Origin of the sequence: Sphingomonas insulae, from assembly GCF_010450875.1 — a bacterium.
GTDB lineage: Bacteria > Pseudomonadota > Alphaproteobacteria > Sphingomonadales > Sphingomonadaceae > Sphingomonas > Sphingomonas insulae.
Window position 1 is genome coordinate 21,341 of record NZ_CP048421.1, and the last position, 24,230, is coordinate 45,570.

Sequence of the window (24,230 nt, forward strand, 5' to 3'; positions counted from 1 at the left end):
TTCGCTTACAAGTCGACGCATTTCGATTCAGATTTTCCATCCAATGGCCAACAAGTGTCCTGAGTCATATGATATTTTTCAGCTCATAAAAAAAGCGAATGTTGATTGTGCAACATAGGTAATATTCTACTATCTTTGGTTTTTCTTAGCATCTATGGTACGTGCAATACGCTTTTTATTAGATAGACCATCGCCAAATTACATATGCATATGACGAAGCTTTTGTCGCCATGAGGAAAAAATACTCTATCCCATGCGACACATATCTGAAATATCAAGCAGCATCCGGAAAATTCCCTGATAGGATCTTAGCTTAGTGTTCGGCTAACTGACCGCCAATGCCATCGCCAAACCACTTCATCCTCTTTCCAATCGCCTCTGCCGGTTGCGCCTCGATGCCACGGCCTGCCGACCTACCGTGGCTGGTCGGATATGCCTTGGCGTTCGCATACGCCCATTATGCCGCTGCAAGCTGGGGCGGACAGGGATATTACTCGCTGCTGTATCCTGCTGCGGGCGTTAGGTTGGCGCTGCTGTGGAGCCGCGGCTCACGCCTGACCCTTGCGGTAATGGTCATGGAGCTGAGCGTGCAAACCGCTGCCGGCGTCATTAATCCGGGCCAGTCCGGCTGGCTGACAGCGGTTATCGGCGTGGCGAGACCGGCGCTGACCTATGGTCTGGCGATCTACCTCGTCCGATCCGTTGCTGCCCGATCCCGGTCAAGCCTCAGCGTCGCGCCGATGCCATTCGGCCTTGCCGCCGTCACGGCCCCGGTCGCGGCCGCCGTGGCATCGCTTCCGTGGTCGTTGCTCAGTCCCGAACTGACCGGCGTTGTCGGAATGCGGCAGACAGTCGCCTCCTTGACTGGATTTGCGGTCGGAGACCTGCTGGGCGTCCTGCTCGTCGCTCCGCCGTTGCTCTGGTTGGGTCAGTCCGCCCAAAACCGTCCCGAGAACCCGGTTCGCCTCACACTCCACCATCTTAGAGCGCTTGTGGAGGGCAGCCTCGTTCTGAGCGTAGCGATCGCTGCGAGCATGCTACTCGAGCATATTGGCCTAGGCGTCCCTGCAGCCCCGGCTCTCCTCGCCGTCGCATGGATCGGCCTGCGGTTCGGTCGGACGGCGAGTTGGTGGGCCATCCTGATCGTGGCGGCTCTCGTACTTCCATACACCGCCACTGACATGCCGGTCGCCGACCGGTTGGCCCTCCACATGAGCCTCGCGTCGATCGTGGTTGTCGGATATCTCGCTGGCAGCTTCGCCGATGCGCAGATCCGCGCGCGAAAGGACGTTTCGCGTCGCGATCGCATGCTGTTCCAGGCGGAACGCCTCAAGACGTTGCGTGCGATGTCGGTTGCCGTAATCCACGAGATTAGTCAGCCGCTTTCGACGCTGGCGATCGAGGCGAAGCATCTTCACGAGATTACCGTTTCCGCGGACCCGGAGATCGCCAAGACCGCAGCACTGATCGACCGGAAGGCGGAGGCGCTTGCGACGTTGGTGCGCCGGTTGCGGCGTTTCGGGGGGCGTTCGGTCGACGAACCTAGCACCCTGCCCGTCTCGGCCTTGATTGACACGGTCGCTGCCTTGACCTCCGCCGAAACGAAAGCCGCGCGGGTTACGCTGGACGTGCCCGCGATCGATCCCGACCTTGCTGTCGTCGGTCAGGAGATTGAACTGGCGCAGGCGATCGTGAACCTCGTCCGCAACGCGGTTCAAGCGTGCGACGGCCATGTCTCACTCTTCGCGCATCGCGAAGACGACCAGGTCGTCGTGACGGTCGCCAACCGCTGCTCAGACCGAACGACACCGCAGCCCGGCATGGGTGTGGGAGCGCTCGTCGCGCGCGCGATCATTGAAGCGCACGGCGGCACGCTGGACCGTGTCAGCCAACCGAATGGCGTCACCCGGGCGACGCTGGCCCTTCCGTCTGCCGGAGTAGTTGCATGACGTCTGCTGATTATGAAACCGGCGCTGCCGTCTACGTCGTCGACGACGACCGTGATCTTGGGGCCGCAGTTGCCCGTCTGCTGTGCCGGCATGGACATGCCGCCGAACCATTTCTCGATCCAGCCATGTTGCTGTCGGTCTATTCGGAGGCGCCTGCGCATTGCATCGTCACCGACATCATGATGGGCGATCTCGACGGCTTCGGATTTGCCGACCGTGTGCGGACTATCGATCCAGCTGTCGCGATCGTCTTCATGACCGCCTGCCCGACGACCGCCAACGCCGTCGACTCCGTCCGACGGTATGGCGGGCTCGATTATCTCGAGAAGCCGCTGGACGAAACGCGTCTGCTCGCAGCCGTGGATGAAGGGGTCGCATGGTCCCGACACCAGCGCAGCATCAACGCCCGGACCGCCGCTCTTTCCATCCGCGAGCGGCAGGTCTTCGACCTGCTCGTGCAGGGCCATAGCAACAAGGCCGTCGCTGACCTGCTCGGCCTCAGCCCGAAAACCGTCGAAGACCATCGTGCTGCGATCGTCGCCAAGACCGGCACCAATGGCCTTGCCCAGCTCATCGCGCTGACGCGATGACCCAATCCCGGACATTGCGCGCGCTCGCTCCCGTATCCAACTTCGGCCATTCATTCACATCGGTAGGGTAGCGCCGTTAATCCGCCGCGCGCGGGGGCCGTTAGGGGGGCGCTGTGCTCTAGCTTGAATGCTCATCGCACGCGCACCACGAGCTTGCCCTTGGCCCCGCCCTTGTCGAGCTGGGCCATTGCATCGTTCATCCGCTCGAACGGAAAGACCCGGTCGACGACGGGTTTGATCGTTCCGGCCTCCAGCAGCGACGTAAGCTTGCTCAGCTGCCCGCCATCGGCATGCATGAACAGGAACGAATAATCGACGCCCGCCCGCTTCGCCTTGCGGCGGATGCCCGCACTCGTCCCGCGCAGCAACAGGCGCAGGACGATGTTCAGCCCCTGCGCCTTCGCGAATGCCGGATCAGGCGGCCCGGAAATCGAGATCAGCTTGCCGCCGGGCTTGAGCACCTTGAGTGACTTATCCAGCGCCGTGCCGTCCAGGCTGTTGAGCACGACGTCATAACCGGACAGTTCCTGCGAAAAGTCCTGCGTCTTGTAGTCGATCACGACATCCGCGCCGAGGCTGCGGACGAGCTCCGCGTTGGTCGCGCTCGCCGTCGTCGCGACGGTCGCGCCAAGATGCCTGGCGACCTGGATCGCCAGCGTGCCGACCCCGCCCGAGCCGGCATGTATCAGAACCTTCTGCCCCTTTTTGAGGTTCCCACGCTCGACCAGCACCTGCCAGACGGTCAACCCGACGAGCGGGATCGAAGCAGCTTCCTCCATCGACAGGTTGGCGGGTTTCAGCGCGAGGTCGTCCTGCTTCACCGCGATCCGCTCGGCGAAGGTGCCGATATGGCCGTCGCGCGGGCGGGCATAGACCTCGTCGCCCGGCTTGAACCCCCGTACCCCCTGACCGACGGACACCACCCTGCCGGCCAGGTCGTGCCCGAGCACGAAAGGCGGCTTGTAGGGCAGGATGGGCTTGAACGCGCCGTCGCGGATCTTCGCGTCGAGCTGGTTGAGGCCGGCCGCGTGGATTTCGACCAGCACCTCGTCGGCTGCGGGTACAGGCTCAGGCATGTCGCCAAGACGCAGCGGCGGCTGCTTGCCGTAGCGATCAAGAATATAGGCTTTCATCTGCCCTCTCCTCCGGCGTCGGCCAGTGTCGGATAGTCGGTGTACCCCTTCGCACCGCCACCGTAGAGCGTGGAAGGGTCGAGCGGATTGAGGTCAGCACCCGCTTTCAGCCGCTCGACGAAATCGGGGTTGGCGATGAAGCCGCGCCCGAAGGCGAACAGGTCGGCCTTGCCGGCCGCCAGCTGCTCCTCGGCGAGTGCCTTGTCGAACCCGTTGTTGGCGAGGAAGGTACCGCCGAACTTGCGGCGCAGCGCGCCATAGTCGAACGGCTTGGCATCGCGCGGCCCACCGGTCGCGCCCTCGACGACGTGGAGATAGGCAATCTTCATCGCGCCCAGCTGCTCCGCAACATGATCGAACTGCGGCTGCTCATCGTCCGCCGGCACGATGCCGCTGGCAGGCGAAACAGGTGACAGGCGCACGCCGGTCCGGTTCGCGCCGATCTCACCCGCAACGGCGGCCGTCACCTCCAGCAGCAGACGGGCGCGGTTCTCGATTGAACCGCCATAGGCGTCGGTTCGCACGTTCGCCGTCTCGCGCAGGAATTCGTCGAGCAGATACCCGTTAGCGCCATGCACCTCGACCCCGTCGAAGCCGGCTTCCATCGCGTTCGCGGCCGCCTGGCGGAAGCTCTCGACGATGCCGGGCAGCTCGTCCGGTTCGAGCGCGCGCGGCTCCGACACGTCGGCAAAGCCGTTGTTGACGAAAGTCTTAGCCTCTGCGCGGATCGCCGATGGGGCGACCGGCGCCTCGCCACCATGCAGATCGACATGGCTGACGCGCCCGACATGCCAGAGCTGGACGAAGATGCGACCGCCCTTCGCATGGACTGCGTCGGTCACCGTGCGCCATGCAGCAATTTGCTCGGGCGTGTAGAGGCCAGGCGTGTCCTGATACCCTTGCGCCTGCGCCGAAACCTGTGTCGCCTCGGTGATGATGAGACCGGCGGATGCGCGCTGTGAGTAATATTCCGCCGCATGCTCGCTTGGCAGAAGACCGGGCGCGGCGCGGTTGCGGGTCAACGGCGCCATGACGATACGATTGGGCAGCGTCAGCGGGCCGAGTTGGTACGGGGAGAACAGATCGCTCATCGTTGGTCCTTGTCGCAAAAAGAGGTCAGGCTGCGGTGTAGCGGGGCGCGGGGTGGACCGAGCCGAAGTGCGGCAGCATCGCCTGACGCGCCTGATCGAACGCGTCCCACAGAGTGCCGTCGTGGAGCGGTGGGATGGTGACGCCTTCGCGGCGGTCGAAGCCGACAAGCGCGGCATCGACCAGCTCGTTCACGTCCATCATCGGCGGAAGGCTTGCCTCGTCGGCGCCGGCACGGCCCCACAGCTCCGTGCGGGTTGCCGCCGGCAGCACCGCCTGGACGTAAACCCCCTTGGGTCCGAGTTCGAGCGACAAACCCTGCGACAGGAATAGGACAAAGGCCTTGGTCGCGCCATAGATGCTCATGCCGAACTCGGGGGCAAGGCCAACAACCGAACCGATGTTGACGATCGCGCCCTCGCCAACTTGCGCCAGCCGCGGGGCGATTGCGCTGGCGAGGCGGACGACCGAGGTGGTGTTGAGCGCGACCAGCCGATCCACGGCGTCGGTCGATTGATCGATGAACGTGCCGTTCAACCCCGCGCCGGCGTTGTTGATGAGGATGCCAATTTTAGCGTCGTCGCGCAGTCGCGTCTCGACGGTCGCCAACTGTGCGGTGTCGGTCAGATCGGCGGGCAGCACGTCGACGGCAACGCCATGCTGCGACGATAGCGTCCCCGCCAGTGCGGTCAGCCGCGCCGCGTCGCGGGCGACTAGTACGAGATCGTGGCCGCGCTTGGCGAACCGATCAGCATAGGTGGCGCCGATGCCGGTCGAGGCGCCGGTGATGAGAATGGTCGGCTTGGTCATCCTGTTGCCCTTTGCGGCTGAAGCATTATATTCATGACAAGCGTCACGATAAGCTTTTATGTGATGGCGATCATGAATATGTCAACTGGGCGATCGGAGATTTTCGTATGCGGGTCAGTCGCGACCAGATGGCGACGAACAGGGTACGCATCCTCACCGAGGCGAGCCGGCTGTTCCGCGAGCGCGGTTTCGATGCGGTGACCGTGTCGGAGGTGATGAAGGCCGCCGGGCAGACGCACGGCGGCTTCTACAGCCACTTCGCGTCCAAGGACGATCTGGTTGCCCAGACCGTTGCATTCGCCCTCGACGGAGAGGGTGAGACGATGCCTGATCTGCAACGCTGGATCGATATCTATCTGTCGCCGCTGCACCGCGATCATGCGGGCGAAGGATGCCCGACCGCCAGCTTGGCCGGGCTGATGCGTCAGCAGACGCCGGAAGCACGCGTCGCGATGGCCAAGGGTCTGGAGGCGCAGATCGACCGGTTTGCGCGCTCCTTGCCCGCGGGCGATCCGGCGTCACGCCGGCGCGATGCGATCGGGCGGTGGTCGGCGATGGTGGGTGCCCTCGTCATGGCGCGTGCGGTCGACGATCCGGCGCTGGCCGACGAGCTGCTGGCCAGCACGCGGGCGTGGATCGGGGCCGCAGGCGATCCTGCCGACAGCGACATATCAGGAGAAACCAGCCGATGAACGTGACGCTGGGCCGTGCCGGTCTGGACGGCCACGACCAGCTTTCGGCGCTTCTGGCACCGCAACGGCCCGGCCTGTCGCTAACGGCGCATATCAATCTCGATAAGAAGCAGGAGAGCAAACGATGAGCGAAGTGATGCCCGAGGCAGACGGTCTGGCGCAGGTCAGGGCGCTGCTCGCCACCGGCCGTCAACCATCGATGGGCGAGACGCTGCGCGTATCCCTCGTCGAGGTCGATCGCGGGCGGTCGGTGTTCGAGGGGCGGCCCGATGCGAGCGTCCTTAACCCGATGGGAGGCGTGCACGGCGGCTATGCCGCTGCAATGCTCGATAGCGCCTGTGGCATCGCCGCGCATTCGAGCCTGAAGGCCGGGCAAGCCTATACGACGCTGGAACTCAAGATATCCTACGTCCGGGGGCTGACCAAGGAGAGCGGGCTATGTCGCGCGGAGGGACGCGTCGTCTCGGTCGGTCGGCGCGTCGCATTCGCCGAAGCCTCTCTCCACGACGAGCGTGGACGCTTGTGCGCTACGGCTACATCCACGCTGCTGGTGTTCGAGGCCCAGCCGTCACCCTGACGTATCGGCCAGCCGGTCCGCGATAAGGGCGGTGACCACGGTCTGGACGACATGTACCGTCCAGCGTTCGGTTGCCTTACGAGGTCCCGCCTCTATCTCGCCTTCGGTGATACCGAGGGCGGGGGCAATCGCGCCGATGTTTATCGCATAAAGGGCAGTGCCATAGCCGGCCGCCAGCAGCGGTGCCGGAATATCCGGAGCCAATTTCCGGACGGTCGGCCACGCAGCCGCGAAGGCAGCCGAGGCAGCCAGATGGTTGGCGAACTCGATGATACTCGTCCCGGCATCGCCGATCACGGCGCGACTTCCCGCTACATCGTCGATCCAGTCGACCGCGTCGCGGTCGAGCGTCTTACCGAATGCGCCGCTCTTGCGGGCCACCGTCATCAGCGCAGTGGTGGCGACACCGGCAATGAGGCCGCCGATGATGGCGGCGGGAAGCGTACGCATCACTCAGCTCCTGTCCGCGAGGTGGCTGTCTCGGGCGCGAGACGATTGATGACCGAGTAGTTGATTGCCGTCCACCATTCGGACCCCTCCCCGGTCAGGGCGGTCTCCGACGCCTCGATGACGGCGTGATCGTCGTGGACGAGATAATCCTCGACGTCGTTCATGCAAGCGAATGACAGCACCGACACCGCGTCGATCTTCACGCCTTCGGGGTCCTCCTGCGTCGAGCCGATGTTGTGAAGTTGCGCGTAGCGGCGGACGAGGTCGCGCGTCGCGCCTTGCGCCAGCACCAGGTCCGCATGTTCGCCAAGGAGACGATGCTGGAAATCGTCGCGCGTGATCTCGGGGCGCCGAACGTGGATCTTGACGAGGCTCACAGGATCGCGGTGGCGCTCGCTCGGAATCAGGATGTGCTCGCGCGCGATCTCGCGGGTCACCATGCGAAAGGCTGTCTGCTCATCCGCGATAATGCGTTCTGCGAACTTCTCCTGGCTGAGGACACGCTTGATGTCGTCCTCCTCGGCATAGGCGATGTACGCAAAGCCGTCCCATTTGGGTCGACCGTAAGCGGGCACCCGCTTTTCCGGATCGGATGGCAGCCGTCCGTTCTCGTCCACCATCGCGCGGTACGGCGGGCGGAAGAATGACGACGGTCCGGACGCCACGCGGTGCACCTGATCGTAGCGCAGCACCCGCGCGGAGGAACTGCCCGGCTCATCCCAGGCGAATTTGGGACCGTGGACCTTGCGCCAATATTCGTCCCAATGCTCGAAGGCGATGTTGCGATCGTCCTCGATCGCCAGTGCGCCGGGCCGCCAGTTTGGATGCCTGACCTCGTGCCCGTGCCGGTCGCGAGCGGCCCCCTCATCCTGAGGACGTTCGCTGCGCGGGGTCGCGTCGACGCGGCTGACAAAGGTGGGCGTGACGATCAGCGGCCGCCCGGTCGGACGCCGGGTCTCCCCCAGCGGTGGGCGGTGCTGGTTGTCCGTACGGTCGAAGTCGGTCGGCATCGTAACTCCACAATCAGCTGGGCGGCGCACCGCCAGAACACGGGAGAATGCATTGCGGGTGGGTTGGTATCCCCGGAAGCCGAGCCGCCGCCTCCCGATGATGTTGATGACCGCCAAGCAGGCGATGCGGATCGTAACCGGATCCTTCAATGTCCCCTTCGCGAGAGAAGCTGACAGCAAGCCCTGATCTACTGCTTCTCGATTGGGAACCTGTAACAGGGATCCCGCCGTGCTGATCGGGCTGACGAACGCCTGCGGGACCCGCTTTCCCAAAATCTGTTCCCGAATGCATTTTCCCGAAACTATCGGGTGAAGATGGAGTAACGGGAAAGCCGTGACCCTCCCAAGCGGTGCGTTTCGGGAATGCAATCGCCGCGGTGAGCGGCCAAGATCGTCCATGTCGCGATCAGTCGCTCAACCGCTACGAAGACCCAGAAGGCGACACTCTGCCCGTCCTGCACGCCTCCCGAGACCTGCCGTTTGTTCACCTTCGTCGTCGGTCGTGCATCAGCGCAGGGAGCGCTGACCGAGTCCCGCCTCAGCCTTCGGACGGTATGCGGGCTGTGACCTTGATCTCGAAGTCGAACCCCGCCAGCCAATTTACCCCGAGCGCAGTCCACGCCGGATACGGCGCCTTTAAAAATATTTCGGCTTTCACGGCCATGATCGTCTCGAATTGCTGCTCGGGATCGGTATGGAATGTCGTGACATCCAAAATGTCGTCGAAGCTACACCCGCCTGCCCGCAGCGTGGCCTCCAGATTTGCAAAGGCTAGTCGCACCTGCGCTTCGAAGTCGGGTTCGGGTGAGCCATCGTCCCGGCTACCAACCTGACCCGAGACAAACAGAAGATCGCCTGACCGTATAGCGGCCGAATAGCCGTGAGCTTCGTAGAGGGCGTGCCGCTTCGCAGGGAAGACTGCGTGACGCTGAGCCATGGATCGTTTCTCCGAACGTATAACAAGGAAGCTCGCGGTCGCTGGGATCAAAGCGACTGCTTGGACGATTTATATACGACGCGTATGTGAGGCATCGAGCCGCAGTAGTCAAATTCACATACGCGGCGTATGCGAAATGAGGTGACTCGGCGATGAGGCGACGCGTTGAAACCATGCAAGAAAACCGCACGAAACTGATCAGTGCGGCTCGCAAGGCATTTGCCGCTTCCGGTTTCGCGGGCGCGTCGATGGATCATTTGACTGCGGAGGTCGGCCTAACCCGCGGCGCGCTCTATCACAGCTTTGGCGACAAGACGGGTTTGCTGGCTGCCGTGGTTGCGCAAATTGATAGTGAAATGGCCGAGCGGGCGCGACGTGCGGGTTCTAGCGCTGCTACCGACTGGCAGCGGCTGATCGCTGAAGGTGAGGCCTACATCGAAATGGCGCTTGATCCCGAGGTTCGACGTATCGTGCTGCTGGATGGCCCGGCTTTCCTCGGCGACCCCGCGACATGGCCTTCCCAAAATGCCTGCCTCGAGGTCACCAAGCAGGCCATCGCCAAACTGATCGCGGACGAGGTCATGCAGTTAGTCGATGTCGAGGCCGCATCGCGACTCCTTAGCGGCGCAGCCTTCAATGCCGCCCTTTGGGTGTCCGCCAGCGAGGACCCGGAAGAAGCGCTTCCCCAAGCCATTGCTGCATTTCGACTGATGGCCGAAGGTTATCTAAAAGTGCGGTAGCTTTGAGTTGCCGTCGCGCCCATTTCTAGCCGGCAAGACCCACATCCAGTCATTCGCGGCCTCCTTTCGGCTCCCCACCTTCTGCCAATCGTTAATCCTCGTTGCCTGGGAGGTGCTAAGCCTCGGACCTGCCCGCTTTTCCGAGGAGTATAGTGAAATCGAAATGCTCGCAGGTGGCCACGCGAAAGACACCAAAACGCGCAGGACACTTGCTACGCGACACCACCCGGTGCATTGTTAAGGTAATACACTGGTGGTGAGGATATGAGCAAGTCAATTCGAGTGGCGTACATGATGGCCCTGCTGCCCATCCCAGCAGCAGCTCAACAGGCTGCTCCCACGCCATCTAACATCGCTGTGGTCGAACAGGGGCTGACGTCGGCCGTTGTGTTGGCCGGTACACCCGCACCGCGCCGCACGATCGAAGCGGAGATGCGACGGCTGCATGTACCTGGAGTCAGCGTCGCCGTTCTGCATGGCGGCGCCATTGAATGGTCGAAGGGGTATGGAGTCACGCGAGCGGGCGGGGCAGCCGTGACATCGGATACACTGTTTCAGGCCGGCTCGATCAGCAAGCCGGTCACGGCACTGGCTGCGTTGCGCCTCGTCCAGCAGCACCGCTTGACGCTGGACGGCGATGTCAACGCGCAACTCAGGGGCTGGCAGCTGCCGACGCCACCCGGTGAACAGGTCAGCTTACGCGAATTGCTGTCGCATACGGCGGGAACCACGGTGCATGGCTTCCCCGGCTACGCTGCCGGGGTCGTAGTGCCGAGCGTCGACGACGTGCTAGCCGGACATGCCCCCGCAAACACCAAACCGGTTATCGTGGATACGAAGCCCGGAACGACGTGGCGCTATTCCGGTGGTGGCTACACGGTCATTCAGAAACTGATTGGCGACGTGACGGGTAAGCCATTCGCCGCGGTTCTCCACGACGAGGTGCTTCGGCCCGCCGGCATGGCGCGCAGCAGCTTCGCCCAGCCGCTCGATGCCGCTTCGCTGGCGATCGCCGCCTGGCCACATGACGGGTCGGGCAAGCCCGTGCCCGGCGGACCTCACACCTATCCGGAGCTGGCCGCCGCTGGTCTGTGGAGCACGCCAAGCGATTTGCTGCGCTACGCCGTTGCCGTGCGCGACAGTGTGCGTGGCGAGAAAGGCAGCATTCTCGATCAATCGCTGGCAACCGCAATGCTGACGCCCGGCAAGGGGGAATGGGGCCTCGGTCTTGAAGTGCACCCGACACCTGCCGATCGCGCGTTCGCGCATGGCGGCAGCAACGAGGGATACGAGAATTTCCTGGTCGCCTATACCGGGTCGGGCGACGGGGTGGCGGTCATGACGAACGGTGCCCAAGGTGCCGAACTGGGATCGGAAATCACCCGCAGCGTGGCTGCCGCCTACGGCTGGCCTAGCTACCACAGCATCAAGCGCGCGAGCGTGCCGATCCCAGGCGACATCCGCGCTCGCCTGATCGGAACCTACGTCGTCTCCGATCTCGGCTCCTTCTCGATCACCGCGATCGGATCGGGCTTGGCTATCTCGCTTAAGGAGGGTGTCAGCGAACCGCTCTATGCGTCGGCGCCGGACAGTTATTTCATCCTTTCAACCGACTTGGTGCTACGTATGGGCCGCGAGCCTAAGGTCACTGGGCGGCTCGTCATGGGATCTTTCGACTGGCCGTTCACAAGAGAAACGGATGCTAAACCCTGACCTCCGATATTCCCGATTGGCGTCGTTAAGACGGAACAATCCCCCTCCTCAAACGGGATCCTGCTCCGGGAATGACTGGACTTGGTCAAACGGTGCTGCCCTGCCCTCTTGCCTCGACAACCCATAATCCGTCGCTCGCGCAGCCCTTGGAGCGCACCAAGTTCGGACTTTGATTCATCTTCGCGGCTCGAAGGCCAGTGCTTGCCAGCGGGACCGGCCACCCCCGGCACGATACTGCTCGTGAGCCGTTCTCTGATCACTTCATCAGCAGGAACTGACATGACCGACGATCCGCGCCCCAGCCACCCCACAAGCTTCCCTGACGAGCCGCAGCAGCCCCGCCCCGGTCTCACGACAGAGATGCGAACCAAGCCCGATCATGGCGAGGATAGCTACGTCGGCAAGGGACTGCTCAAGGACAAGACGGCGTTGATCACCGGCGGTGACTCCGGCATCGGACGGGCAGTCGCGATCGCGTATGCGCGCGAGGGTGCGGATGTCGCCATATCCTATCTGGCCGAGGAGCAGGTCGATGCCGAGGAAACACGAGCATGGGTCGAGAAGACAGGACAGCGTTGCCTCCTGCTGCCGGGAGACATCCGTGACCGGGATCACTGCTCGCGCCTCATTGAACGGACGGTGGCCGAATTTGGCAGGCTGGACGTCCTCGTCAACAACGCCGCTGCGCAGACTATGAACGAGGGGCTGGAAAGCATCGACGACGACGAGATGCAAGGTGCCTTCGCTGCCAACGTCTTTGCGATGATCCGTCTCGCCAAGGCGGCCGCGCCGCGCATGAAGCCGGGTGCAACGATCATCAACACGACGAGCGAGCAGGCGAAGGTCGCAGGCAAGAACATGATAGTTTATGCGGCCACGAAAGGCGCGATATCGAGTCTTACGGTAGGATTGTCCAACCTCCTGGCGAGCGACGGCATTCGGGTAAACGCAGTGGCGCCTGGCCCGATCTGGACCCCCATTCAGCCGATCGCCAAGTCCCCGCAGGAGCTGGAAACGCTTGGTCAGGACACGCCAATCGGACGCGCTGGGCAGCCGGGAGAACTTGCCCCCGCCTACGTGCTGCTCGCGTCTTCGGAGGGCAGCTACATGTCCGGCAACGTCGTCGCCGTTACGGGCGGCGTCCCTATTTCCTGAGCTGCAGAACCGACCTCGGCCACTGCCTTGCCGCTTCGGCTGAGGTCGGCATTTCATAACTGCGGTGAATAGCTACATGGTGGCTTATTGGCGATAATCGGCAGGCCGATAGGTCAGACCGTCACCGGCCTCCTCGCTATGTCCTCAATTACAGTTGCTAGCAGTGAAAGCCACAGGCGATTTTGCAGCGTTAATCACCGAACGACTGTTGCTCGCGATACGTAAACCAGCGACGCCCGCTTCTTCGTCAAAGCGGAAAACGCTCTTGTCCACGTCCCGTTAGAGGCGCGGCATGCGGTCTTTGAGTCGGCAAAGCTCATCAAGAGCTTCTTGCCGACACATACCTTTCACCTGCTGATCGATAACGTCGCGGGTGTGGTCGACCGCGCGCAGCTGGCGATCACCACAAAGTCACAGCAACTGCGGGTATCGGACGGCGCATTGTTGCGGTTCATCGAACAGGCCGGCTCGATCATTTGTGAACCTCCGTTCGACAGCGGTGCCGCCGGGCGATTTACGAGGACGTCGTCCGCTTTCGTTTTGTCCAAGCTCGCCAGACATATCCACGATCTTGCCCATCCCGAGGTTCGGGATCTGAGCCTCCGGCACGCCGACCGAACGCGCCGAATCGGCGACTTTTTGCGCGTCGGTCTTCATCGGGCAACCGCGCCTGACCTTCGTACTCTGTTTGCCCTTAGACATCGCCAATTCTCGGACTCCGCTGGCCTACGTTGATAGAACAATGTGAGAACGCTTGATATGTCAGCCAGACGCGCTGCCAGCCGATGGGAACGATGCCATGCCGCCCGCGTAATGATTTCGCGCGCCAAGACGGCGCCATGGGAGGACTTATGGAATTCAAGACGCTCGTCGTCGCCGCCGGCATGTTCGTCGCCAGCCTCGGCATCACAGGAGCAGCTGACGCCCAGCGCCATGGTCCCGGGCCCGGACCCGACCGTTTCGAGCACCGTGGCCCACCTGGTCGGCACGATGTCCGCGGCCCGCGCGGCCCGCATCACGTCGACCGTCACCGTGGTCCTCGCGGTCGGCACTACGCCTATGGGCGGCATGATCGCTGCCGGGTAATCTACCGTCACCACCGTCGCGTCCGCGTCTGCCGCTGACCTCATACGGTGCCGCCGGTTCCAACAGTATCGCAGGCGGCACCAGTTACCCCATACTATCGCTTCTGCAGCCGTCGCAGTGCTGGGCGGAAGGTACAAATTTACTGGGATGGCCTTCGCGCTGATTGCTGAGGCGTCGGTGAAAATTCCCGCCATCAACGCGTCGCCTCGCTCAACACTGGAAATAGGGATCACTACCAAAAGCCAGTGCTAACGGTATCTTAGCAGTGGTTGCGCGATGGTTCTGGCATGCAGGCACGCTTCAACATCGATGTGGAACCGTGGGTCGGCCTCATCACGATCACGCTCTCCGGCTTTTTTTATCCCGAAGATGCAGCACGATATGTTGCCGCTCGAAATAGCGCTCAGACCAAGCTTCGGACGCAGCCCAACGAGCATGTGACCTTGGTCGACCTGCGGAATGTCAGGATACAGCTGCAGGATAGCGTGACGCTCTTCCGGCAGACAATGACCGATCCCGCAGCGCGCTCGCGACGTTTGGCGCTGGTTACGGCGGGAGGCTTGTCCAAACTGCAGGTTCAGCGTGCGGCGGCTGGGCGCGGCGCCAGCTTTTTCACATGCTTCGATGAAGCCCGCAGGTGGCTTCTCGAAGGCTCGCTGGCCCCCGCTTAAACGGCTTGGTAACGGACTGCATGCCACCAAGTGACTATGAAGCCTGCGTTTTCTTTCGACGTGGACCCGGTTAAAAGTTTGGTCCGGATCACGATGTCCGGCTTCTTTTCGCCGGCCGATATCTGCCGCTTTTCCGAAGCCCGTGATGATGCTCACCACATGTTGCGGTGCGGACCGAACGAACACGTCACGTTGGTCGACATCCGTGGAATGCAGATACAGGGACAGGAGAGCGTCGCTGAGTTTGCTGCACTGCTGTCCCGGAAGGAGCACGCTTCCAAACGGATCGCATTCGTCGTCAGTCAATCCCTCGCGCGCCTTCAAATCCAGCGAGCTGCCTCGGGACGGGACGCAGGGTATTTCATTGATGATCCCATTGCCGCGGAGCAGTGGCTTTTTGCTCACGAGCGTGTAACAACTTGAAATTCCTGGAAGTGTGACGTGGGCGTTCTTCCCGGTATCGTAGCAAGTCGCCTGCTTCGAGGCGTCGTAGGGTCGCCCGAGGACCAGTGCGTCATGGGCCATCGTGTTCCGACAGGCGCCGAGCTGCGAGAATTGCTTGCGGTGGTAATCACGCGTGCAGCAGGCGGGAAAGCTGTCAGATGGCACGAGCGCATCGGACCAGTTCTGGAGCTTCCGCTGTCCCACGATTCCCGGTGCAACTGGCGAGTTGAGCCGGTCTGCGACGGCATGGAAGCAGCCATCATCGCCAAGACGGTCGAGCTCGTTCGCGTCAAACATCCGTACATTGCTGGCTAGCGATGCGACGTCGATCGTTTCGGTTGTTCGATGCCGACAAGCCGGCACTGCAACTGCCTTAAACAGCGATCACCTCCGGTTGCCAAGCAGCGACGGGCAGACCTGGGATCGCCATCCGCCGATAGCGCTCCGCCGTGGCCCTGCTGACGGCGCGAGCCTTGTCCTCGACGCTGGCAGCCGCCGCGATCGTCGGCTCGATCCACGACACCGGTTCGGCCTTGCCCTCAGCGCTGACCAGCGCCTCTCGGACCCACGGCTCGCCCTGCAACTTCCGCCACTTACCGATCAGCCCCCTCATCTGCTTTTCGCTGGTGCCGGCTTTCGCCAGCGGGGCAGACGCTTATGAGACGACATTGAACGACACGCCGGCAGCGACGATTGAAGGTGTTATCGCCAAGCTGCGTGTCGCATTCAGCCGGATCCACCCCAACGCCTGGTCCGATCAAGAGATCAAGTACCTGACCAGCAGTGACTTTCGTGAAGGCCTGCGCCTGGATGGCATGTTCGACCGTATGGCTTGGAGCGCGATCGAAGACCTCGCTCGTGTTGGCGGCTTCAGCTTGACGGATCACGGCGCATGATCAGCACGCGCCTTACCCTGTCGTTACTTCGAGACGACCCAGTTTGATTCGTCTGCCGCCGCCTTTGATACCGTGGCGAGGTGCCGGACGTAATTCTGAAAGATCGGCACGGTGAACGTGACGATCACGGGATCGGCGTTCGGCTCCTTGAACGTCAGGACGATGAACCTCGTGCCGGTTTCATCGATCATGAGTCCGGTTTCCATCGCGCCGGGCCCGCTGGGGCTTATAACAACTTCAGCCATAAATCAGCTCGGGTGCGCTTCGCTTTCCGTGGCGGCATCGACGTCCCCAACCGGCAGGGTCGCATCCGCTACAGCCGCAGCAGGTACGCCGCCGGTGGTATCATCAGCTTCGTCGGCCAAGCGCATCTGCTCGTAAGCGACCTCGAGATCAGCAGGCCCCGATCCGGTCGGCTGCATCGGCAGGTCGTTGTAGCTTTCGGGTTCGTGGGTCGGATCGTTCACGTCGGCCATGTCGCTCTCCTGCGGCTGTCTGTGGGAGTTCAACGCACGACCAGCAATTCGGCTCAGAGGGTATTCGCATGAACATGCTGAGAAGAATCATCGTCGCTGGCGAACCTTGGTACGACTGGGGGACCATCAGCATCACGAACCTTGACGCACGGAGCGAAAGCGAGATCGTTGACGGGGACGTCTGATACATCGACCTTCAGTGCTTCGGCATTCGTTTGATCGTGCAGTTCGGCCGCACGTCGATCGGCAACAGACTGAAGGAGATCGTTCCGTAATCGGGATGTTCGATCTGGCTTGGAACGCCCCCCTACCGCTGTCAAAGATCGATAAGATTATGATGCCGGTTCCGACGAGCGCGGTACCGATCGCTTTCGAATTCATCTCAAGCACCAGCCGGCCGCTGCCGCTCGCCGCACCCGCAGCATTCGGCGTGAGCCGACGCACCGAGCACAGGATCGGCACGGCGTATGTTGGTCGAGAGCGGCCGGCCTTCCCTACGGCCGCAGGGACCCAGTTCCGGCCGCTCAGAGACTACGAGGCGCCGCGCGAAACCGGCCGCTCGTTCAGCATCACCGACGGCCGATCAACCACATTTTCGAACCGTCGGTTTACCGCGCCAGAGTACGCTCGATTGGCCGGTCCGTCCCGATGGAGATGATCGATGGGGCATTCGTCGATGGACCCCGCCTTTCACGAACTTCGACCCTGGAACGAGGGCCGGCTTATCGGTGCAAAGCGGGCGCTGAAACAGCAACAGGTCTGGGCCATTCGCTTCTGGCTCGACCAGCATAGACGACTGCGCGACCGAGCGCTGTTCGACTTCGCCATCGACAGCAAGCTGCGCGGCTGCGATGTGGTCAGGGTGCGGATCGGCGATGTAGTTTCCGGCGGGCGCGTCCGTGACCGCGCCGTCGTGGTTCAGCAGAAGACCAAACGACCGGTCCAGTTCGAGCTGATGGATACCGCACGAAAGACGATGCGGGCGTGGTTGGAGCGGCGCGGCGGGACACTGAACGACTTCGTTTTCCCAAGTCGAAACGACTACATGGCTCACATGAGCACGCGGCAATATGCCCGCCTCGTGAACGAGTGGGTGGTCGGCATCGGCCTTCCGGCTCAGGATTACGGGACGCACTCGCTTCGGCGCACGAAAGCATCGATCATCTACAAGGCGACTGGCAATCTCCGCGCCGTTCAGATTTTACTCGGCCATGCCAAGATCGATAGCACGGTCCGCTACTTGGGCGTTGACGTGGAGGACGCTTTGGAACTGGCCGAACGCACTGAGGTCTGAGCCGACCCACAAGCGGACGCTCACACCCCTTCGCTAGTTCCTCAACTTCGGACGCTGGTTCATCGGCGCGGATGACAAATTTTGAAGCCCGGCTGTCCGCTTGTGAATGTCGTGATGGGAGGGGAAGGCCGTCAGTCCGCTCTCTAAGATACTGGCGGTAAGCGAACGCTCGTTCAGCGCGCTTCACGTGCCTGCCAACTCACTCGAAACGGTTCTTTAATCGTTCAAAGGTGATGATGATTGTCACCGCGCGCGATGACGAGAGACGAATGCTGAAGAGCCTGTTTAGAGAGCGAAAACGCTCTCATGCCGTTCGTGGCTTAAGCATTCTAGGTTCTGCTCCCGAACCCATATTCGATCGTTTCGTCGCCGCTGCGGCCAACGCATTCGATGCGCCGATCGCGCTTATGTCACTGATCCATGATGATCAACAGTGGTTCAAGGCGGGGCACGGCCTCGTCATTGATTGCATTCCGCGCGACAGCGGGTTTTGCAGCTTTACGCTTGATCGGCCCGATATAATGGAGACCGCCGACCCTCAAGCCGACCCGCGGTTCGCCAACCTGCCTGTTGTCGCCGGCGAACCTCACATCCGCTACTATATCGGAGCGCCGCTTCGACGAGTAAGCGGTATCGATGTAGGGGCGTTATGCATCCTCGACACCAAGCGACGATCCCCCGCATCGCCAGACCAGAAAGCCTATCTAATCGGGCTGGCACGGCAGGCGTCGACGGCGCTTGAGGCGCGATTGGATCTGCTCCAGCGAGGTGCCGCAGCATGATGCGGGTAGCACTTTGCATAACGCAGGAGCATGATCTGCGCCTGGTTGGGCTGGCCTTGCTAATTTGCCTGATCGGTTCTGCCGCCACCGTTCAGCTCTTCCATCGGGTGAGGGCGGCCGCGGGCTACAGTCGCTTTGGGTGGGTGGTGCTCACCGCAGTCAGCGCAGGGACCATGGTATGGGCAACGCATTTCGTCGCCATGATGGCGTTCCGCACGACTGCGCCAGTGGTTCTGGATCCCATCCTCACACTTTCTTCGCTCCTTGCAGTGACCTTCCTTGCGGTGCCCGGGTTGGCAATCGCTGTGCAACGTCGTTCCTGGAGCGGCGCGGCGGGTGGATGCATCATCGGTGCTGGCATCGCCGTGATGCACTACGTTGGCATGGCGGCATACCGGGTGGACGGTATCGTGACATGGGACTGGTGGTATGTTGCCGCGTCGGTAGTGCTCTCGTGTGGGTTTACCGCTGCCGCATTCGACAGCCTTAACCGCCGCAGCCGGCTGCGCAACGCGAAGGCGATAGGGCTGCTCGCCCTGGCAGTTGCCGCACTGCATTTCACCGGCATGGCCGCCATGCAGGTAACCGTGTTGCAACTCGGTCAGGGGCTGTCGGATCTAACGATGGTCGCTCTCGCTATTACCACGGCGGTTGCGACCTGTATCATCGTTGGTTGCGCAGCGATCAGCGCCCTGATCGACGGTCACACCCAGACCGAATCCTATACGCGGCTGCGCCGGATGGCGATGCACGATGGCCTGACCGATCTGCCGAACCGCATCAGTTTTATCGAAGAGCTTGAGCAGCGTTTTCTGATCAAGGGCGGTTACTCCTGCATGGCCGTGGTCATGATGGACCTATCACGCTTCAAGGTCGTAAACGACACCTATGGCCATCAAGCGGGCGACCAGCTGCTGGTTGCGCTAGCCGCCCGCCTTACCGCCTTGCTGCAGCCGGGCGAATGTGTTGCACGCCTAGGCGGTGACGAATTTTCGGCGGTCGTCTCATACCAGGATGCAAGCGACCTCCATGATTTTCTGAGCCGGTTACGCGCTGCATGCGACGCGCCTTTCGTTTTCGACCGGTTTACTGCGGCAATATCAGCGAACATCGGCGTCGCGCTCGCCGTACATGACGGGTTTGATGCCGACGTGCTGCTCGCCAAGGCGGACCTTGCCATGTACCGCGCCAAATCCGCGCATTCCGGCGAACCCTGCTTCTACGATAGTCAGATGGATGACGCGATACGGGAGCGTCGCGAGTTGATCGCTGACCTGAGGGCTGCGCTGGATACAGAATCCTTCGAGCTTCATTATCAGGTCCAGGCAGCCCTCCCTTCGGGGGAAATTTCGGGTTACGAGGCCCTGGTTCGGTGGAGGCATCCAACCAGAGGAATGGTTCCGCCATCGGAGTTTATCCCGCTGGCGGAAAAGAGCGGAGACATAGTACCGATTAGCATCTGGATTTTGCGCCAAGCATGCTTTGAGGCCGCCTTGTGGCCCAACAGACATCCCGTCGCCGTCAATCTTTCGCCGATACACCTCGCCGACCCGCGACTCGTGGATACGGTACGGTCAGCGCTGGAGGACAGCGGCCTGCCGCCCGAACGGCTGTCGCTTGAGCTGACTGAAAGCGCCATCATCCACGACCGCCGGTTCGCGCTGGGCCAGCTTAAAGCTCTCAAGGCCATGGGTATCGCCATCGCCCTAGACGACTTTGGCGTGGGGTATTCGTCCCTCGATGTTCTTCGATCGTTCCCGTTCGACCGCATTAAGCTAGACTCGTCTTTCGTGGCTGAGATCGAACGTGACGACCAAGCAGTAGCGATACTTCGCTCGGTTGCGGGACTGGGCCTGACGTTGAACATCCCGGTACTGGCCGAGGGCGTCGAACAGCCCGCACAACTGTCGATTGTCGCAAGGGAGGGCTGCTCGGCGATCCAGGGCTACCTAATAGGTAAACCGTCGCGGACGTTGGCCGAGCCAGACCGCGTTCGTCGTACGATGTCGCTGAAGCCCTGCGTCGTTGATGATGGAGCCGCAGTCGCATAATTTCTGGCTTGTCATCTACAATGGGCCGAGCAGGTAATATCAGCCTGAATGAATAACCGTCTTGGGGCCCTCACTTTGCAACTCGGACGTGCGCAATTGAGCGAACGCGCCACACCCTACGGCTTCCGGCTCGACCCATTCTCGGCCGCTCGCGGCCCCTTCCGCGCTTCCCAGCTTCGGTCACTCGTTCATGCGCCAGACCTGTCACTTCCGAGTAGCGCGATTTGCTATCGGTGTTTTGATCGTTGATGGGGAAGGCGAGCTGAGGTGGCACCGGGTCGCTCAATCGGTCATCGGCCGTTCTCCTAGTGCGCCGTCCCAGTCTTGACGGCCGATGAGAAGATAGCCCACCAGCAGTTTGCCTTGAGCGAGATCGTATTTTAATTCTAATGTTTTAAGTCTCCGCGGACGGCGATGATGTTTTTCTTAAAGGTTTTGCTGTGTTCTTTTATTTGCATGATTAATCATCGGCGCGTCGCTGCTTCTTACTCACGGCTTTTATCGTTAACCTGATTGCGGGACGAAGAAGGCCTCGTATTGGCACGCGATGCAGTCGATCCGATTACCTCCTTGGACGAGAGGCGCAGTCGGGTCATATCTGCGGAGCTTATCTGGTTCATGGATTGTCGAAGAAGCTCGTTTGCATGCAGTTAAAAACCAGCTGCAAACCTTACTTCTCCAACATCTATAATCAGAATTTTACACGTGCTCCGCCCGTGAAGCGCCGACCGAAGTCACACTCGCTGAGTAGCACGCCTCCGAGCGTCTCGCGCTTTAGTGTCGCATGTGTGACGTTGCTGGCGTTGAATGTCAGCGCCAAGTTGCGTGTGACATCGAGATTGGCCGAGATGTCGAGCTGTCCATAGGCTTCGCCGCGATCGCCGTCTCCGAAGGTCCCGGTGGTGCTGTTCACGGCCGCGCTGCGATAGGAATAGTTGGCACGGATGCCGAAGCCGTTCTTCTCGTAATAGCCGCCGAGATTGTAGCTTCGCTTGGACACGCCGGGGATCGGCACGCGAGGACCGCCCGCGACCGTCTGCACGTCGCTGACGTTGAGCAGCGTCACGTTGGAGGTCACGCCCAGGCCGTCGAAAGGCGAAGGCAGCATGTCGAGCGGCACCTGGGCATTCAGTTCCAGGCCCTTCACCTTGCCCCCAGCGCCATTGTCCGGCCGCGATGTGCGAAAGTCGAGTGTGACCGTGCCCGTCAGGGTCGACCGTATCGTGCGCGTCTCGACCGAGGTCGTGTCGACGATGAAGTTCTTCACATCCTTGTAGAAGACGGCTGCCGAAAGCAGGCCTGTGCGACCGTAATAATATTCGAGCGACAGATCCGCCTGGTCCGCCAAATAGGGTCGTAGAGAGGGGTTCTGCGTCGTGATGGTCCGCACGTTCGCGTTGATCGTCACCGTCGGCGACAACCGGTTGAGGTCGGGTCGCGTCATCGCCCGCGCCAGCCCGACACGAACGATCAGATTGTCCGCCAGCTCGTAGCGCGCGTTCAGGCTCGGCAGCCAGTTGCTGTAGCGGTTTCGAAACGCGATCGGCCCGCTATCGGGCACGAGCAGCGTGATACTGTCGTTCTGGAGTGTCGCGTTGGCGATGTCTGCGCCGAAACCGTCCGACGACACGCGCGTGCGGACGTAGCGCAGGCCGATGTTGCCGACGAGGCGGTCGTCGGCGCTGGCGAAGTCGGCGCGGGCATAAGCGGCCAAGACCCTCTCATCGACGGTGAACTGGTTGGTGCGGTTCAGCACCAGCGTGCCGCGCGCGAGCACGTCTTCCAAGTTCAGGTTCGCGAACAGCTTGGAGTAGTCGGCAACCAAGAATTTGCCGAGCCCGTCGCCGATAAAGCGCGAATAATCGACCTCCTTCAGCAGGCCCGCCGCGGAGATCGCGCCGCCCTCGACGCCGGGAAGGTACGGTGTGCCGTAGACAGAGGCGAGCACCTGCGGGCCGACCGTATATTGCGGGCGCGGACCGAACTCGATCTCGTCCTCACCGGCGTAGCCGCCGATCTTGACCGAACGCAGGAAGCTGTCGCCGAAATCGTACTTCGCGTCCAGGCGCACGGCCTTGTTCATCTCGTATCCCTTCTGGCCACGGAAAGACGAGAAGCTGCGGAAGTAATAGGTGCTCGGATCGAGCGAGTTATAGCCGCGCGTATAGGCGATGTCGGGCACGGCGCCCAGATCGTCAACGAGCGTATACGAGGCCGACGCGCGTGAGATCGGCACGAAGGAGTCGCGGTCGGAGAGCGTCCGCACCGATCGGCCGTAGGTCCCCTCGCCCGTGACGGTCAGATTGCCCGCCTTTGCCTCGCCGCCGATCGCGAAGTTCAGCGTCCGGTCCGCGATGGTCCAATTGAGATTGTTGGTCTGGTGATCCACTCCATCCGCATCGAGGAAGGTGAGCAGATTGCCTGCGCCTACCGTGCTGCCGCGGACGGCGCCGGTCGGGCCGCCGATGTTGGTCCAGCGCAGCTGGTGCTCGAAGCGGTTGAAGCCGTCGGTGAACCACGTCGCCAAGCCGTCGGCATAGAGATTGATGTCCGGCGACGGCTTCCACTGCAAGCCACCGACGATCGCCTTGCGTTCGAAATCGCCCTCGTCCGACACGAAGGTCGTCGCGTGATCGAACCCGAAGGTCGTGTCCGATCGCACGCCATCGCGATTGTAGTCGAAGCCGCCGGTGGCGTTCTCCCTGCGCTGTTCGATGCCGTAGCCGGTGAACCCGGCCTGGATCACCTTGCGTCGCTCGTAGTTGACGCCGAGATTCACGCCGAAGGTCCCGTCGCCGAACACGCGATTGACGAAGGCGGAAACGTGGGGGGTCAGCTTCTCGGGATTGCTCTCGTAGAGGGCTTCCGCGCTCAGGGCGACGACGTTGCGCGCGACATCGACCGGGCGATTGATGCGGACGTTAATCGTTGCGGAAATGCCGCCGTCGATCATGTCGGCGGTCGGCGTTTTGCTTACCTCCACCGCGCTGACGAAGTCGGTCGGCATGGAGGTGAACGAGAAACCGCGCGTCCCGCTTGGTGAAGTAAGAACGCGGCCGTTGTAAAGCGTGCGCGTGAAGTTCTCAGACAGGCCGCGGACGCTGACGCCGCTGCCCTCGCCCTTGTTGCGGGTGATCTGCACGCCCGTCACGCGCTGAAGGGATTCGGCGAGATTGCGGTCAGGGAACTTGCCTATGTCCTCGGCCGAGATCGCTTCGACCAGGTTGGGCGCATCGCGCTTGATGGCGATGGCTTCTTGAAGGCTGCGCCGGATCCCCGTGACAACGATGTCGGCGCTGTCGGCCTCGTCTCCAGCCGTTGCCACCGGCGTGGGCGCCTGAGCGGCGCTGTCCTGCGCAAAGGCAGGTGCCGCGGCGCCTGCCACGGCCATCGCGATCAGAGATGCGGCTGAGCGAAGCGTCTTCATGTCTATCCCCTCCTGTATCGGCCCGTCCTCGGCAGGACCGTTCTCGGCAGGACCGTTCTCGGCAGGACCGTTCTCGTGAACCCGGCGTTCCGCGAAGGTTCAGCCTTCATCGGAGACGCTATTGTTTATCACTGGTGGCATATGTTTGTATATATGGAATCTGCATTCGCGAGGAATTTGTCTCTGGAGCGAGGTCATTGTATCGAGCGATTGCTGACGCTGCTCCAAAGAAGCATGTTTCACGCGTGCAAGTAACTC

The 24,230-nt window shown here is 61.9% G+C and carries 23 protein-coding genes; 12 read left to right on the top strand and 11 right to left on the bottom strand.

What is annotated here, in order from left to right:
* The first annotated feature begins 524 nt into the window (after positions 1-524).
* Positions 525-1,949 carry a sensor histidine kinase gene (locus tag GTH33_RS00845; protein ID WP_243848469.1) on the top strand — a complete coding sequence of 475 codons (1,425 nt, stop codon included), beginning with the start codon at positions 525-527 and terminating at the stop codon, positions 1,947-1,949.
* Positions 1,946-2,539, top strand: coding sequence for a response regulator transcription factor (locus GTH33_RS00850; protein ID WP_163956603.1), 594 nt, complete (start codon positions 1,946-1,948; stop codon positions 2,537-2,539). Before GTH33_RS00845 ends, GTH33_RS00850 begins: the two co-directional genes overlap by 4 nt.
* A 131-nt stretch (positions 2,540-2,670) precedes the next feature.
* On the opposite strand, the gene GTH33_RS00855 is transcribed toward GTH33_RS00850, so the two are convergent.
* Genes GTH33_RS00855 through GTH33_RS00865 form a run of 3 tightly spaced genes read right to left on the bottom strand, consistent with a single transcriptional unit; the run spans position 2,671 to position 5,571 of the window.
* Positions 2,671-3,672, bottom strand: coding sequence for an NADP-dependent oxidoreductase (locus GTH33_RS00855; protein WP_163956606.1), 1,002 nt, complete (start codon positions 3,670-3,672; stop codon positions 2,671-2,673).
* Positions 3,669-4,763, bottom strand: coding sequence for an alkene reductase (locus tag GTH33_RS00860; protein WP_163956608.1), 1,095 nt, complete (start codon positions 4,761-4,763; stop codon positions 3,669-3,671). Before GTH33_RS00860 ends, GTH33_RS00855 begins: the two co-directional genes overlap by 4 nt.
* Before the next feature lie 25 nt (positions 4,764-4,788).
* Positions 4,789-5,571: an SDR family NAD(P)-dependent oxidoreductase gene (locus GTH33_RS00865; protein WP_163956610.1), complete on the bottom strand. Its 783-nt coding sequence runs from the start codon at positions 5,569-5,571 to the stop codon at positions 4,789-4,791.
* Positions 5,572-5,678: 107 nt separating this feature from the next.
* Here GTH33_RS00865 and GTH33_RS00870 point away from each other — a divergent pair, with 107 nt between their 5' ends.
* The 3 genes from GTH33_RS00870 to GTH33_RS00875 are packed head-to-tail and all read left to right on the top strand — an operon-like array spanning position 5,679 to position 6,840.
* Positions 5,679-6,263, top strand: coding sequence for a TetR/AcrR family transcriptional regulator (locus GTH33_RS00870; protein ID WP_163956762.1), 585 nt, complete (start codon positions 5,679-5,681; stop codon positions 6,261-6,263).
* Entirely contained in the window at positions 6,260-6,391 is a 132-nt protein-coding gene (locus GTH33_RS18255) for a hypothetical protein (protein WP_276508892.1), read from the top strand. The genes GTH33_RS00870 and GTH33_RS18255 overlap by 4 nt, the downstream gene beginning before the upstream one ends.
* Positions 6,388-6,840 carry a PaaI family thioesterase gene (locus GTH33_RS00875; RefSeq protein WP_163956612.1) on the top strand — a complete coding sequence of 151 codons (453 nt, stop codon included), beginning with the start codon at positions 6,388-6,390 and terminating at the stop codon, positions 6,838-6,840. Before GTH33_RS18255 ends, GTH33_RS00875 begins: the two co-directional genes overlap by 4 nt.
* Here the strand turns inward: GTH33_RS00875 and GTH33_RS00880 are convergent.
* The 3 genes from GTH33_RS00880 to GTH33_RS00890 form a co-directional block, all read right to left on the bottom strand.
* Complete coding sequence (locus tag GTH33_RS00880; protein WP_166753230.1) at positions 6,832-7,290, bottom strand: hypothetical protein; 459 nt, start codon at positions 7,288-7,290, stop codon at positions 6,832-6,834. The genes GTH33_RS00875 and GTH33_RS00880 overlap by 9 nt on opposite strands.
* The gene (locus GTH33_RS00885) at positions 7,290-8,300 is read right to left on the bottom strand and encodes a hypothetical protein (RefSeq protein WP_163956616.1); all 1,011 of its coding nucleotides are present in this window, start codon (positions 8,298-8,300) and stop codon (positions 7,290-7,292) included. The genes GTH33_RS00880 and GTH33_RS00885 overlap by 1 nt, the downstream gene beginning before the upstream one ends.
* A gap of 538 nt (positions 8,301-8,838) precedes the next feature.
* A complete protein-coding gene (locus GTH33_RS00890) occupies positions 8,839-9,237 on the bottom strand; it encodes a RidA family protein (RefSeq protein WP_163956619.1) in 399 nt (132 codons plus the stop codon).
* 152 nt (positions 9,238-9,389) lie between these two features.
* On the opposite strand from GTH33_RS00890, the gene GTH33_RS00895 reads away from it, so the two are divergent.
* From GTH33_RS00895 to GTH33_RS00905, 3 genes are all read left to right on the top strand, one after another.
* Entirely contained in the window at positions 9,390-9,977 is a 588-nt protein-coding gene (locus GTH33_RS00895) for a TetR/AcrR family transcriptional regulator (RefSeq protein WP_243848470.1), read from the top strand.
* A gap of 291 nt (positions 9,978-10,268) precedes the next feature.
* The gene (locus GTH33_RS00900) at positions 10,269-11,690 is read left to right on the top strand and encodes a serine hydrolase domain-containing protein (protein WP_163956621.1); all 1,422 of its coding nucleotides are present in this window, start codon (positions 10,269-10,271) and stop codon (positions 11,688-11,690) included.
* A gap of 279 nt (positions 11,691-11,969) precedes the next feature.
* Positions 11,970-12,845, top strand: coding sequence for an SDR family oxidoreductase (locus GTH33_RS00905; RefSeq protein ID WP_163956623.1), 876 nt, complete (start codon positions 11,970-11,972; stop codon positions 12,843-12,845).
* A 411-nt stretch (positions 12,846-13,256) separates the two neighbouring features.
* Here GTH33_RS00905 and GTH33_RS00910 read toward each other — a convergent pair whose 3' ends face one another.
* Together GTH33_RS00910 and GTH33_RS00915 are read right to left on the bottom strand one after the other, a co-directional pair.
* Complete coding sequence (locus tag GTH33_RS00910) at positions 13,257-13,502, bottom strand: hypothetical protein (protein ID WP_163956625.1); 246 nt, start codon at positions 13,500-13,502, stop codon at positions 13,257-13,259.
* A gap of 677 nt (positions 13,503-14,179) precedes the next feature.
* Positions 14,180-15,343 (bottom strand): hypothetical protein, encoded by a 1,164-nt coding sequence (locus GTH33_RS00915; protein ID WP_163956627.1) that lies wholly within the window; start codon positions 15,341-15,343, stop codon positions 14,180-14,182.
* 152 nt (positions 15,344-15,495) lie between these two features.
* Between GTH33_RS00915 and GTH33_RS00920 the strand changes: the two genes are divergently transcribed.
* Entirely contained in the window at positions 15,496-15,942 is a 447-nt protein-coding gene (locus GTH33_RS00920; protein ID WP_163956629.1) for a hypothetical protein, read from the top strand.
* A 23-nt stretch (positions 15,943-15,965) separates the two neighbouring features.
* Here the strand turns inward: GTH33_RS00920 and GTH33_RS00925 are convergent, their stop codons facing one another.
* Together GTH33_RS00925 and GTH33_RS00930 are read right to left on the bottom strand one after the other, a co-directional pair.
* Positions 15,966-16,133 carry a hypothetical protein gene (locus tag GTH33_RS00925; protein WP_163956631.1) on the bottom strand — a complete coding sequence of 56 codons (168 nt, stop codon included), beginning with the start codon at positions 16,131-16,133 and terminating at the stop codon, positions 15,966-15,968.
* A gap of 57 nt (positions 16,134-16,190) precedes the next feature.
* The gene (locus tag GTH33_RS00930) at positions 16,191-16,418 is read right to left on the bottom strand and encodes a hypothetical protein (protein WP_163956633.1); all 228 of its coding nucleotides are present in this window, start codon (positions 16,416-16,418) and stop codon (positions 16,191-16,193) included.
* A gap of 661 nt (positions 16,419-17,079) precedes the next feature.
* On the opposite strand from GTH33_RS00930, the gene GTH33_RS00935 reads away from it, so the two are divergent.
* The 3 genes from GTH33_RS00935 (at position 17,080) to GTH33_RS00945 (ending at position 20,545) form a co-directional block, all read left to right on the top strand.
* A complete protein-coding gene (locus GTH33_RS00935; RefSeq protein WP_163956635.1) occupies positions 17,080-17,712 on the top strand; it encodes a tyrosine-type recombinase/integrase in 633 nt (210 codons plus the stop codon).
* Positions 17,713-17,945: 233 nt separating this feature from the next.
* Positions 17,946-18,494, top strand: coding sequence for a GAF domain-containing protein (locus GTH33_RS00940; protein WP_249054831.1), 549 nt, complete (start codon positions 17,946-17,948; stop codon positions 18,492-18,494).
* A complete protein-coding gene (locus GTH33_RS00945; protein WP_163956637.1) occupies positions 18,491-20,545 on the top strand; it encodes a putative bifunctional diguanylate cyclase/phosphodiesterase in 2,055 nt (684 codons plus the stop codon). Before GTH33_RS00940 ends, GTH33_RS00945 begins: the two co-directional genes overlap by 4 nt.
* 691 nt (positions 20,546-21,236) lie before the next feature.
* Here the strand turns inward: GTH33_RS00945 and GTH33_RS00950 are convergent.
* Complete coding sequence (locus GTH33_RS00950) at positions 21,237-23,936, bottom strand: TonB-dependent receptor (RefSeq protein WP_212592665.1); 2,700 nt, start codon at positions 23,934-23,936, stop codon at positions 21,237-21,239.
* Positions 23,937-24,230: the final 294 nt, after the last annotated feature.